This window comes from Hyunsoonleella pacifica, assembly GCF_004310335.1.
Classification (GTDB): Bacteria; Bacteroidota; Bacteroidia; order Flavobacteriales; family Flavobacteriaceae; genus Jejuia; species Jejuia pacifica.
This window is the reverse complement of sequence record NZ_SIRS01000005.1, coordinates 306748-319848: the sequence shown is the minus strand read 5'-3', so window position 1 is coordinate 319848 and position 13101 is coordinate 306748. Positions and strand designations below refer to the sequence as shown.

13 protein-coding genes are annotated in these 13101 nt (G+C 36.9%); 10 read left to right on the top strand and 3 right to left on the bottom strand.

Going from position 1 to position 13101, the window contains the following annotated elements; translation table 11 throughout:
- The first annotated feature begins 34 nt into the window (after window positions 1-34).
- The 3 genes from EYD46_RS13385 (at window position 35) to EYD46_RS13375 (ending at window position 2710) form a co-directional block, all read left to right on the top strand.
- Window positions 35-1627, top strand: coding sequence for an NADP-dependent glyceraldehyde-3-phosphate dehydrogenase (locus EYD46_RS13385; protein WP_130937681.1), 1593 nt, complete (start codon window positions 35-37; stop codon window positions 1625-1627).
- Between the two features lie 26 nt (window positions 1628-1653).
- Window positions 1654-2091 (top strand): protein kinase family protein, encoded by a 438-nt coding sequence (locus EYD46_RS13380; RefSeq protein ID WP_130937680.1) that lies wholly within the window; start codon window positions 1654-1656, stop codon window positions 2089-2091.
- A gap of 103 nt (window positions 2092-2194) precedes the next feature.
- The gene (locus EYD46_RS13375; protein ID WP_130937679.1) at window positions 2195-2710 is read left to right on the top strand and encodes a plastocyanin/azurin family copper-binding protein; all 516 of its coding nucleotides are present in this window, start codon (window positions 2195-2197) and stop codon (window positions 2708-2710) included.
- Window positions 2711-2768: 58 nt separating this feature from the next.
- Here the strand turns inward: EYD46_RS13375 and EYD46_RS13370 are convergent, their stop codons facing one another.
- The 3 genes from EYD46_RS13370 to EYD46_RS13360 are packed head-to-tail and all read right to left on the bottom strand — an operon-like array spanning window position 2769 to window position 5851.
- Window positions 2769-3542 (bottom strand): 3-keto-disaccharide hydrolase, encoded by a 774-nt coding sequence (locus tag EYD46_RS13370; protein WP_130937678.1) that lies wholly within the window; start codon window positions 3540-3542, stop codon window positions 2769-2771.
- 12 nt (window positions 3543-3554) lie between these two features.
- Window positions 3555-4142, bottom strand: coding sequence for a gluconate 2-dehydrogenase subunit 3 family protein (locus EYD46_RS13365; RefSeq protein WP_130937677.1), 588 nt, complete (start codon window positions 4140-4142; stop codon window positions 3555-3557).
- Complete coding sequence (locus tag EYD46_RS13360; RefSeq protein WP_130937676.1) at window positions 4139-5851, bottom strand: GMC oxidoreductase; 1713 nt, start codon at window positions 5849-5851, stop codon at window positions 4139-4141. Before EYD46_RS13360 ends, EYD46_RS13365 begins: the two co-directional genes overlap by 4 nt.
- Window positions 5852-6003: 152 nt before the next feature.
- Between EYD46_RS13360 and EYD46_RS13355 the strand changes: the two genes are divergently transcribed.
- From EYD46_RS13355 to EYD46_RS13325, 7 genes are all read left to right on the top strand, one after another.
- The gene (locus EYD46_RS13355) at window positions 6004-7047 is read left to right on the top strand and encodes a helix-turn-helix transcriptional regulator (protein WP_130937675.1); all 1044 of its coding nucleotides are present in this window, start codon (window positions 6004-6006) and stop codon (window positions 7045-7047) included.
- Window positions 7048-7145: 98 nt separating this feature from the next.
- On the top strand, window positions 7146-8102 hold the full coding sequence (locus EYD46_RS13350; RefSeq protein WP_130937674.1) for a sugar phosphate isomerase/epimerase family protein: 957 nt from the start codon (window positions 7146-7148) through the stop codon (window positions 8100-8102).
- A gap of 26 nt (window positions 8103-8128) precedes the next feature.
- Window positions 8129-9319 (top strand): MFS transporter, encoded by a 1191-nt coding sequence (locus EYD46_RS13345; protein WP_130937673.1) that lies wholly within the window; start codon window positions 8129-8131, stop codon window positions 9317-9319.
- A 7-nt stretch (window positions 9320-9326) separates the two neighbouring features.
- Window positions 9327-10472, top strand: a complete 1146-nt coding sequence (locus EYD46_RS13340) for a Gfo/Idh/MocA family protein (protein ID WP_229731301.1) — start codon at window positions 9327-9329, stop codon at window positions 10470-10472.
- Between the two features lie 37 nt (window positions 10473-10509).
- Window positions 10510-10956, top strand: coding sequence for a hypothetical protein (locus EYD46_RS13335; protein ID WP_165454385.1), 447 nt, complete (start codon window positions 10510-10512; stop codon window positions 10954-10956).
- Between the two features lie 132 nt (window positions 10957-11088).
- Window positions 11089-12141, top strand: a complete 1053-nt coding sequence (locus EYD46_RS13330; RefSeq protein ID WP_130937671.1) for a sugar phosphate isomerase/epimerase family protein — start codon at window positions 11089-11091, stop codon at window positions 12139-12141.
- Window positions 12142-12150: 9 nt separating this feature from the next.
- Window positions 12151-12948: a 3-keto-disaccharide hydrolase gene (locus tag EYD46_RS13325; RefSeq protein WP_229731300.1), complete on the top strand. Its 798-nt coding sequence runs from the start codon at window positions 12151-12153 to the stop codon at window positions 12946-12948.
- Window positions 12949-13101 lie beyond the last annotated feature (153 nt).

Below are 13101 nucleotides of genomic sequence, written 5' to 3'. Positions count from 1 at the left end.
TATTGGATATCTTAGCACCATTAAAAATATAACTATGAGCAAAGCACAAGTTGAAATTCCAAACAAATATAAAATAACCGATTTGCTACACCAATCTACATATTTGGTAGATGGAGAATTAAAGCAATGGAATGGAGATACAGCAGAAATATATTCTACCATTTCTAGTACAAAAACCTATAAGCCTACACTATTAGGAACAATTCCACAGCTCGGAGAAGCAGAAGCTTTAGAAGCTCTAGAATCTGCTGAAAAAGCTTATGATAAAGGAAAAGGGTTATGGCCAACGATGAAGGTGGCAGATAGAATTGCCTGTATGGAGACTTTTGTTGAAGAAATGAAGACCAAACGGGAAGAAATAGTAAAATTATTAATGTGGGAAATAGGTAAAAACCTACCAGATTCTGAAAAAGAGTTTGATAGAACTGTTGAGTATATTTATAATACTATCGAAGCTTACAAGGAAGTAGATAGGGATTCTGCACGATTTGAAAAACATTCAGGAGTACATGCCCACATTCGTAGAGGTCCTCTAGGAGTAGTATTGTGCTTAGGCCCGTATAATTATCCGCTAAACGAAACCTTTTGCTTGTTAATACCGGCTTTAATTATGGGAAATACTACCATTTTTAAACCAGCAAAATTAGGTGTGCTTTTAATTTCTCCACTATTGGAAGCATTTCAAAATAGCTTTCCAAAAGGAGTTGTAAATATTGTTTATGGTCGCGGACGTGTTTTGGCAACACCAATTATGAAATCTGGTAAAGTAGATGTACTTGCTTTGATAGGAAATAGTAAGTCTGCAAATGCATTACAGGCGCAACACCCAAAAGGGAATAGATTACGAATGGTGTTGGGCTTAGAAGCAAAAAACCCAGCGATTGTATTACCTGATGCCGATTTAGATTTAGCTGTAGAGGAATGTATCGCAGGAACATTGTCTTTTAATGGGCAACGTTGTACAGCATTAAAAGTGTTATATGTTCACGAATCTATTGTAGAAGAATTCAATAGGCGTTTTGCATATAAAGTAGATCAATTAAAATTTGGAAAGCCATGGGAAGAAGGTGCTAAACTAACACCATTACCCGAAGTAGATAAACCAGCATACATACAAGAGTTAATTGATGATGCTACAGCACAAGGTGCTAAAATTTTAAACAAAAAGGGAGGAGAAACAACCGATAATTTTATTTTCCCAGCAGTGTTGTTTCCTGTAACCAAAGATATGCGTGTGTTTAAAGAAGAGCAGTTTGGGCCAGTAATACCAGTAGTATCTTTTTCTGATATTGAAGAACCTCTAGATGATATGGCAGAATCTGATTACGGACAGCAAGTAAGTTTGTTTGGAAAAAATGTAACAACCCTCTCACCGCTTATTGATACTTTGGTAAACCTAGTGTGTCGTGTTAACTTAAATAGTTCATGTCAGCGAGGTCCAGATGTATATCCCTTTACAGGACGAAAAGATTCTGCCGTAGGGACCTTAAGTGTTACAGACGCGTTGCGTTCGTTTTCTATAAGAACTTTCGTAGCTTCAAAAGATAATGAATACAACAATGCTATTTTAAATGAATTGTTAGATCAAAAATCATCTAATTTTATTAGCACGGATTATATTTTGTAGATTATCATACCTAATATTTTTCTTTTATGATGAATGAAATTAAATTAATTGATTTGCCATTTGATATTGATTATGGAGCTCCGATTCCTATAATTTATTCCACTGAAAATGAAGTTAAATTAAGTTTTTATTTGGAGCATAAAGATGATAATACAAGGGGAGTAATTATTTTTAATGGCTTGTGTCAGTATAAGTTTGGTTACCCCAATGAAGAAGCAATATCAGGGCATTATTTGTACAAAAAAGGATTGTATCCACTGAGTTTTTATGAAATTAAAAATTCTTCATGGTTAACCGAAATAATAAATTCTAACAAGGTTCATCCATATCATAAAGATAGTTTGTTTGATGATTATCGTCATTTCTTTTTTCCTATGCATGATAATTCATTTGAGATTTTAGCTAAGGATTTTCGAACAGAAATAATAGAGGAAAGAAATAAATCTGATAGGCTTCTGATGTAATGAGTATCGATATTAAAATATTTTAACATTAATTATTTTCAAGTAATAAAATATAAAGTATTTGAAATGTGATTTTTTATCTTTACAAAAACAACATAGCATTATGAAAACGATTAAATTTTTATTTACAAGTATGTTAGCTGCAACACTGCTATTTAACTGTGGTGGCGACAAAAAGAAGGAGGCCTCAGAGGAAAAAATTAAACTAGGGACAAAAAAAGAAGAAAAAAGCGTAGAGAGCAATTCTAATGATGTAGTTATTACGGGTAACGATGCCATGCAATTCAATAAAAAGGAAATTAGGGTAAAAGCAGATAAAACTGTAAAAATTACGCTAAGGCACATTGGTAAAATGGGTAAAGATGTTATGGGACATAATTTTGTTTTACTTAAAAATGGAGTCAATCTTACTGCATTTGGTAATAAAGCAGCTAATGCCAGAGATAACGGTTATATTCCAGAATCGTCTACTCAAGATATAATTGCACATACCAAAATGCTTGGAGGAGGCGAAACAGATGTTATTGAATTTGATGCGCCAGAACCTGGTACTTATGAATTTCTATGTAGTTTCTCTGGGCACTATGCCTTAATGAAAGGAAAATTTATTGTAGAGTAGAGGTAAGATATATACTTAAAGAATTTAAACTCTCAGTTTAGTGTTGACTGAGAGTTTTTTATTTCAACTCCAATAATTCAATATTCTTAAACTCTACAGGATGACTTTCGCTTTGTAGTGAAATATAACCGCCTTTTAGGGGATGGTTTTCTTTTGGTTTCCATTTATCTCCTGTGTTTACCGCACCACCTCCAATATGTGGTTTAGTGTAACTTAACACTTCTTCGCCATTTATAAAATGTTTGATAATAGAATCGTTTCTAACTTCAATTTCAACATGTACCCATTGCTCGCCATGATAGGTTTTTGATGATGATTTTATGATATGCTCTGTAACTAAAGTGTCTTTATAAAACACATGTGTGCCTGGTGTACATAAGTTTCCTGTAGCACGTTCATCCACACCATTTCCACCTAAAAGTTGCACTTCTATACTTACAGGGAAGTTTTGGTCTAGTTCCATATTTTTAGGGTCTTCACAATGAATCATAATGCCGCTATTTCTTAATGCCCATGGTCTTCCTCCTGTAATTTGATTGCCTGTGAACCGATAATCCATTCTAAACCTGTAGTTACTATATGGTGTTTTGTAAAATAGGTGCCCAAATGCATTATTAAAGGAGTCGTAAGCCTTGTAGCTTACTTTTAGAATACCATCTTCTACTATAAAAGTATTGTTATGGTTGTTCCCATATTCGTATCCTTTAATTTTTGGTGTCCAACCCTCTAAGTTTTTACCATTAAAAATTGGTGTCCAATGGTTTTCTTTTTTACAAGAAAAGGCTATACTCAGTATTAATGCTATAAGGCATAATTGTTTAAAAAACGTCATAATAGTAGATGTTTATAAAGACCACGCTTTTCCGTTGGTGGTCTCTTCTAAAGAAACACATCCTTTTTGTGATGCGGGAATAGGGTCGTAAGCCAATACCTGTTCGCCAACCATTTCACTAGTGCGGTAAGCCCAAACCGTTTGGTTCCTTAGATTTAAGAGTGCTTTATAAACTAAGTTGTTTTCTGTTTTAAATTGTTTTTCTTCCGTTTTGGATGCTCTTAAGTATTTGTCTAATAAAGTGGTGTAATTTTCGGTAGTTAAGTCTTTTGCTTTAGTCTTAGGTATGTTAAGGGCGTTAAGAATACCCTCTATTTCTATCTTATATGATGCTTTTTTCTTTTCATTATAGGCTTTAAAGGCATATAAGTCTATAAACTCAGGGACATTAACGTCTAAAGCACCAGGTGTAGCTTCGGTTTTAGGTAAAATTAAATCTACGAGATGTTTTATAACAATGCTCTCTTCTTCCGTAAAGAATACCGGTGTCCATTTTTCAACCTCACTTGTACAGCTTTGTAAAATGTTTAAAGCACTGGGAGCAATGGCAGAATAACCAAGTGTTAAACCAATTTGTTTTATGGCGTCTCTACGTTTCATGAGTGTTCGGTTTTAAATTGTTTAACAGCATGATTGGCTGCTCTAGCGGTAAGTGCCATATATGTTAATGAAGGGTTTTGGCACCCCGCTGAGGTCATACAAGCACCATCAGTTACATATACATTAGGTACATTGTGAATTTGATTGTACTTATTGAGTACTGAGGTTTTAGGGTCTCGACCCATTCTAGCGGTTCCCATTTCATGAATACCAATTCCAGGCGCAGTTTTTCTGTCGAAGGTTTGAATGTCTTTAAAACCAGCTGTTTCAAGCATCTGTGCTGCTTGCTCAACGATATCTTTGCGCATGTTTATTTCGTTCTCTTTCCACTCAGCGTCAAACGTTATTGTTGGCAGCCCCCATTGGTCTAATTTTTCATAATCCAAAGTCATTTTATTCTCGTGATAAGGAAGGCATTCTCCAAAACCGCCAAGCCCCATACGCCATGGTCCAGGTTCTAATATTTTTTCTTTAAATTCTGCACCATAACCAAGTTCTGCTACGTGTTCAAAAATACCACGCCTTCCTGCACCACCTTGGTAGCCATAACCTCTTAAAAATGTTTTTTGCTCACTAGCTTTATCGCCTAGGTTTCTAAAACGGGGTATGTAGATGCCATTGGGTCTTCGCCCTTTATAGTATTTATCTTCAAAACCATCAATAGTTCCAGAAGCTCCAGAGCCTAAATGGTGGTCCATAATGTTATGACCTAATTCTCCAGAATCATTACCTAATCCGTTTGGAAATCTAGCAGATTTAGATTGCATTAAGATGGAAGCCGATGCAATGGCAGAAGCACAACAGAAAATAATATCGGCTTCAAACTCTAATTTTTCTTTGGTTTCTGCATCAATTATTTTAACGCCTGTTGCTTTTTTATGTGTATCATCATATACAATTTCATAGGCAATAGAATGTGGTCTCAAAGTCATGTTTCCAGTACGGGCAGCAGCAGGGAGTGTAGAAGCGTTGCTACTAAAATACCCGCCATAAGGGCATCCACGCCTACATCTTGCTCTGAATTGACACTTGCCTCGTCCTTCGCGAGGAGTACTTCCTGTATCATTAGCAACTCTACCAATAGTTAAAACACGTCCTTGGTTTTTTGCCATTTCAGCTTTAAGATGTTCTTCTACACAGTTGAGTTCCATAGGTGGTTCAAAAACACTATCGGGTAATTGTGGTAGACCTAATGCCTCTCCGCTAATACCAACATAACGCTCTACGTAACTGTACCAAGGCTCTAAGTCTTTATAGCGAATAGGCCAATCTACACCATAACCATCTTTTATGTTGGCTTCAAAGTCCAAATCGCTTAATCGATAGGACTGTCTGCCCCACATAATAGAGCGTCCACCTACGTGGTAACCTCTAAGCCAATCAAATCTCTTTTTTTCATTGTAGGGGTGTTCTAAATCGTTTACAAACCAATGTCTGGAATCTTTTTTGACTATGTAACCCGTTCTAGACTGTTTGGGTTGTTGGGCAAGCTCTTCAGCGGTAGGTTCTCCATGGAGTTCCATGTCCCAAGGGTCTAGATGGGCTGTAGGATAGTCTTTAATATGTTCTACCATTCTACCTCTTTCGAGTACTAGGGTTTTAAGTCCATTTTCGCATAACTCTTTTGCAGCCCATCCTCCTGTAATACCGGTTCCTATAACGATAGCGTCGTACTTACTTAATATTTCTGTAGAATCCTTAATACTCATAATTTACCTGTTTTACTGTAGAATAGGCTTTTGTTATTAATTTGGGAGATAATATGTGTTACAAACCTAAGAATTATTACAAAAGACTTAGTTTCTTTATAATATTCGGAAAAATAACTAATTTGTACAGGTTAATTGTCTAAAATATTTCAGTGAAAATAAATATACAACAGATAGAGCCCTACGAGTCAGGAGAAATAGTGTATCATGCCGATACATGTTTGCCGTTAATTGATGCTTTTGATAGAAAGAAGTTGAAATTTAAAGCCTTGGCGCGTCACACATATCCTGGCGACAGGTTGGACGACAATACGCTTGGGTTGAACAGTATAGGGTATTGGGATGCTAACGAACCGCAGGATTGGGGATTGGATTGGCATAGGAATGAAGGGATAGAATTTCATTTTTTAGAATCTGGTTCCATGCCGTATTCTCAAGAAAACAAGGAGGTGTTGTTAACGCCAAATCATTTAACAATTACACGTCCTTGGGAGGTGCATAAGGTTGGGAACCCCTATATAGGTATGGGAAAATTTTATTGGGTTATTATTGATTTGGGTGTGCGTAGGCCTCATCAAGAATGGGTATGGCCAGATTGGATTACCCTAACAGAAGCTGACCTGTCACGATTAACTAAGTTTTTAAGGCAGAACGAAAAATCGATATTGAAAACAGACCAAAGGGTGCGAGACTGTTTTAAACGCATCAATATGGCGGTTAATACAGATGAAAAAGGAAGTAATGCTTCTAGAATACGGCTTTTGGTAAACTATCTTTTAATATTGATTTTAGATTTGTTGGATAACGAAAACATTGAGTTCAATGAATCTTTAACTGATAGTTCCAGAAGTGTGGCTTACTTTTTAAAGGAGCTGGATAAAAATCTTGCTGAGAACTGGACGATAGGTAAAATGTCTCGGTCCGCAGGTGTTGGCCTCACTAGGTTTACACATCATTGTAAGCAGTTGACTAATTTAACACCAATGCGGTACTTAACCATGTGCAGATTAAAGATGTCAAAAGAAATCTTGCTAAAAAATGAAAATTTAACCATTACGGAGGTGGCTTATATGTGTGGGTTTTCAACAAGTCAGTACTTCTCCACTGTGTTTAGAAAACATGAAAAATGTTCTCCAAATGAATATCGCGAGTTATATAGTAAAAAGCAATCGCTTACTACTTATCCTGAGTTGTAAAGTATTTGTTCAAAATCTTTCACTGAATAAAAATAAACAGAAAGAGGCTAATATTTATATATTTTCACGTGTTTACTAACACATCTAAATTAGGAACAATGAAAAGACGTGACTTTATTTATAAAACTGGTCAAACAGGTTTGGCGTTGTCGCTATTAGGGCTCTCTTCTTGCAAAAATACAAACAAGAATAATGAAACGTCTACGGCAGTAATAGAAAACCCTGCTTGGCATTTTAAGATTTCATTGGCACAATGGTCGTTTAATCGTTCGTTGCGTGATGGTACTATGGATAACTTAGACTTTGCAGCAAAAGCGCGCCATTTTGATTGTGAAGGTGTAGAATATGTTAATAGTTTTTTCAAAGATAAGGCCAAAAACAGGTCTTACTTAAAAGAAATGAATGCTAGAGCTAACAAAGAAGGGCAACAAAATGTTTTGATAATGATTGATGGCGAGGGGAATTTGGCCGACGCAGATACTCCAAAGCGTTTAAAAGCTATTGAAAACCATTACAAATGGGTAGAAGCGGCTCACTTTTTGGGTTGTCATGCCATTCGCGTAAATCTTGCAGGAGGTACAGATAAGGATGATGCCGTTAAGGCCAGTATAGATTCGTTGTCTAAATTATCTGAATTTGCAAAGGGTTCCAATATTAATATTTTAGTAGAAAATCATGGTGGGTTTTCTTCAAATGGCGAGTGGATGACACAGGTGTTCTCTCAAATAAAACATAATAATTGTGGGACATTGCCCGATTTTGGCAATTTCTGCATCCAAAAAGACAAAGACAGAAATTGTCTGGAGGCCTATGATACTTATAAAGGCGTGAAAGAACTATTGCCGTTTGCAAAAGCAGTAAGTGCAAAATCATATCATTTTGATGCTGAAGGAAACGAAACGAAACTAGACTATTTAAGATTAATGAAGCTAGTTAAGGAAGTTGGGTATACTGGCTTTGTGGGTATTGAGTTTGAAGGCCGTGGTATGACTGAAGAAGCAGGTATTACTGCAACGCGAGACTTGCTAAAGAAAGTAGGGAAACAACTTGCTTAAAACACAACTAACCAAACTAAATATAAATGGAAACGATTAATAAGAACAGGTTATTCCTCGGGAGTTGTTTGGCTTTAATTACGACTGCCATGACCTTTGCTATTAGGGCAAGATTAGAAACGGTGTTTGGACCAGAAGGCGTAGGCTTAACACTAGAGCAAATAGGTTATGCCTTTGCACCAGCCTTTTTTGGGTTTACCATCGCCATGATTATTGGTGGACCTTTGGTGGATTTATTGGGAATTAAAAAAATTACGTGGATGGCGTTTGTAACCCACGCTGTTGGAATCGTATTGACTTTATTAGCAGATTCCATGACCTCACTATTTATAGCAACCTTATTTATAGGTATAGGTAATGGTTTTGTAGAGGCGGCTTTAAATCCTATGGTGGCGTCAATGTATCTGGACGAAAAAACCAAAATGCTAAACCGGTTTCATGTATGGTTTCCTGGAGGTATTGTAATTGGTGCGCTTGTGGGCTGGTTAGTTATGGATAAATTAGATTTAAGTTTTTTAGGTTTTGAAAGCTGGCAAGTTATGGTAGGGACTTTATTCATTCCACTTATTATCTATGGTTTGTTGTTTTGGGGGCAAAAGATTCCCGTTACTGAACGTGTGCAAATGGGTATTAGTAATAAAAAAATGTTCTCCAGTGTCTTAAAGCCTTTGTTTTTATTTATGGTAGCGTGTATGTTTTTAACGGCCGCTTCAGAATTAGGGACTACGCAGCGTATAGAATCCTTATTAAAAGAATCGGTAACCGCACCGTTATTGGTGTTGGCATTTATTAATGGTATTATGGCTTTGGGGCGACTTTTTGCAGGGCAAGTGGTGCATAAGTTAAGTCCTTCGGGGATGTTATTGTATTCCGCTATTTTTACCTTTATTGGCTTATGGTTGTTAACCATTACAAGTGGCGGAATGACCTTTGTAGCAGCGGCGGTTTTTGCTATAGGGGTCACATTCTTTTGGCCAACTATGTTAGGGTTTGTGGCAGAATATTTACCAGAAACAGGTGCGTTGGGACTTTCTATTATGGGAGGTGCGGGCATGTTTTCGGTATCTTTAGTTTTGCCAATTATGGGAAAACTTATGGATGATGCTAATGCTGCAGAAGCATTGCGGACTATGTCTATTTTACCAGCTATTTTAATTGTGGCATTTTTGGGATTGCATATTTATATGAGAAAAAAATATCAAACTTCAGAAGTATAAATTATTTATGAGTAAAAAATTAAGAATGGGAATGGTCGGCGGTGGTACAGGCTCTTTTATCGGCGATGTGCATAGAAAAGCTGCAGCCATTGATGGCATGATTGAGTTGGTGTGCGGTGCGTTTAGTAGTACTGCCGAAAAATCGATAACCTCTGGGATAGCATTAGGTCTAGACGAAACAAGATGCTATGGAACATTTGAAGAAATGATTGTAAAGGAGAAAGCACTCCCTGAAGATGTTAGAATGGACTTTGTAGTCATCGTAACGCCTAATCACATGCATTTTCCACCAGCAAAACTAGCTTTAGAGAATGGTTTTCATGTGGTGTGCGATAAGCCTGTAACCTTAACTTTAGATGAGGCTGAAGCATTACAAGACGTAGTTGCTAAAAGCGGAAAATTATTTGCACTAACCCATAATTACACGGGAAATTCTATGGTAAAACAAGCTAAAGCTATGGTGGCTAAAGGCGAATTGGGTACCATTAGAAAAATACAAGCGCAATATTTGCAAGGATGGTTATCTACATCATTAGAAAAAACCGAACAAAAACAAGCCGCATGGCGGGTAGATCCTAAACGTTCGGGAATTGGAGGTGCTTTAGGAGATATTGGTACGCATGCTGAAAACTTGATAGAATACGTTACAGGCTTAAAAATCGAAGAAATTGCAGCCGATTTAGGACGCTTTGGAGAAGGCAGGGTTTTGGATGATGATGGCAATATGTTGATACGTATGGAGAATGGTGCGAAAGGCACGATTTCTATTTCGCAAATAGCACTGGGCGAAGAAAACAATTTGGGAATTAAAGTATATGGAACAAAAGGGAGTATAGAATGGTATCAAGAAAACCCAAATGAATTAACAGCGCGCTGGCTGGAAGCACCTAAAACAATTTATACACCAAACGGTAACGGTTTGCACGACGAGGCTTTGGCGGTCTGTAGAATTCCAGCAGGTCATCCCGAAGGTTATCTAGAAGCCTTTGCTACGATATATAAAAATTTTGCATTGCACTTATCTGCGGTAAATGAAGGAAAAACTATTGAAAATCCAGATTATCCGACCATTACAGATGGTGTACGTGGCATGAAATTTATTTATGCTGCTGTAGAAAGTGATAAGAACAATGCTAATTGGACGAAGATTTAATTTTTTGAGATTTTGTTTTGTCTACATATTGCTATTTATGCTTTGTAACAATTGTTCTGAGAAAAATGTAGAAAGGAAAACAGAAATGGATGCGATAATATTGTATGGGGCAGAGCTTAGAGAAGAGAGGTTTATATCAACATTCACAAGAAATGGAGATTCATTGAATTATAAGTATGTAAATCGAATCGACTCCTCAAAAGTTATTTCTATTAGAAAGATTAAAGATTCAAATTTTTTATTTTTCGGTTTCGAAAAATTTATAAGTATTAATAAAAGACCTTTTATTAGCAAAAAGTTAGATAATTTGAAATTTGGATTTTACAATTTAGAAAGTCCTGTTGTTGATGGAACTGGGCCGATATTGTATAATGAAGACTACGGGCTTCTTGCAGTGAATAATGTGTATGGTCCGACAATTATTTTCCTAAAAGAGGAAGATGATGTCTTGATTGAGAAGATAATAAATAAGCTAAATGATTGACATAGGTTTGGGCTGATTTTTTTGCGTTAGGATTACCTGTTTCAATACAGTCGCCCAAAAAATAAATAATAAAAGAGTACTCAGTTCCTCCCCTTTGGGGAGGTTAGGTGGGGCTTTAGGTACAGAGAATTTATGAAAACAATAAAAGGACCAGCGGTATTTTTAGCGCAATTTGCAGGTAGTGAAGCACCATTTAATAGTTTAGGCGGTATGTGTAAATGGGCTGCCGATTTAGGCTATAAAGGTATACAAATCCCAACATGGGAATCTAGCTTAATAGATATTGATAAAGGAGCCGAAAGTCAGACCTATTGCGACGAGCTTAAAGGAAAAGTACAATCTTATGGATTGGAAATCACAGAATTATCTACGCATTTACAAGGCCAATTAGTTGCCGTAAACCCAGCATACGACACCATGTTTGATGGTTTTGCGCCAGAAGCTGTTCGAGGCAACCCTAAAGCGAGAACCGAGTGGGCAATAGATTTTGTAAAAAAATGTGGAATAGTAAGTAAGCGTTTAGGTTTAAAATCGCACGCGTCGTTCTCTGGAGCATTAATGTGGCATACAGTATACCCTTGGCCTCAACGACCAACTGGTTTGGTGGATATGGGTTTTAAAGAATTAGCCAAAAGATGGTTGCCTATTTTGAATCATTTTGATGACTGTGGCGTAGATGTGTGTTATGAAATTCATCCAGGCGAAGATTTGCATGATGGAATTTCTTATGAGCGGTTTTTAGAAGCAACTGGAAATCATTCTCGCGCTAATTTGTTATACGACCCCAGTCATTTTGTATTACAGCAACTGGATTATTTGCAGTTTATTGATATTTACCACGAAAGAATTAAAGCATTTCATGTAAAGGATGCAGAGTTTAACCCCACAGGGCGGCAAGGGGTGTATGGTGGTTATACCGATTGGAAAGATAGAGCAGGACGTTTTAGAAGTTTGGGAGACGGCCAGGTGGATTTTAGTGCTATTTTTTCAAAATTGACCAAATACGGACTCGATTTGTGGGCAGTTATGGAATGGGAGTGTTGCATAAAATCCTCTGAACAAGGAGCTAGGGAAGGCGCACCTTTCATTCAAAAGCATATTATTGAAGCAGCTACACGAAGTTTTGATGATTTTGCTGGAGGCGATATAGATGAGGATTATTTAAAAAGTATACTAGGTATCTAAGTTATGTTTTTGAAGCGAATTTTACCCTTATTGTTATTATTGCTTGCAATAAGTTCCTGCAACTATTTGCTTGAAGATAAAAGTGAAAAGTTAGCCAAAGAAAAAGCACTCAATAAAGAAGAACCCAAAACTCCGGAAGAGACAGAGTTGTATAAACCTGTACCGCCAACGGTCAGCCCCACAGGACAAAACGGAGTGCCTAGTGATGCCATTGTGCTTTTTGATGGTAGCAATTTTGAGGCTTGGGAACACGTAAAGGATAGCAGTGCCGTACAATGGATTTTAAATGAAGACGGCTCTATGACGGTAAAAGATAAATCTGGAGACATTCAAACCAAGCAACAATTTGGGAGCGTTCAATTACACATAGAGTGGAAATCGCCAGAGGATATTCGAGGAAATGGACAGCACCGTGCCAATAGTGGCGTGTTCTTGCAAGGTCAATATGAAGTCCAAATTTTAGATAATAACAACAACGATACTTATGTTAACGGACAGGTTGGAGCCATATATAAACAATCGATACCATTGGTAAAAGCATCGGTTGCAAGCGGCGATTGGAATACTTACGATATAATTTTTCACGCACCAAGGTTTAATGATTTAGGACGTGTGATAAAAGAGGCAACCATTACAGTATTACACAACGGTGTGTTAATTCAGGATAATTTTGAAATCCAAGGCGCTGTGGCACATGTAGGTTTTCCAAAGTACAATCCCCATGGTAAACTACCTTTAATGTTACAAGACCATGGCGATAATAGCCGTGTGAGCTACAGAAATATTTGGATTAGAGCGTTGGATTAAAACAACTTTTATTTCCGTAGATTTTATTTTTTACATTTAGTAGTTGTTTAATTCATAATAAGTTGTAATTTTGCCGCTCATATTAACGAAAGGGGCTCACGCCGACGATTTAGAGTTAATAGTTAAGATGGTTATTCAGTGAAAACAGGAAAC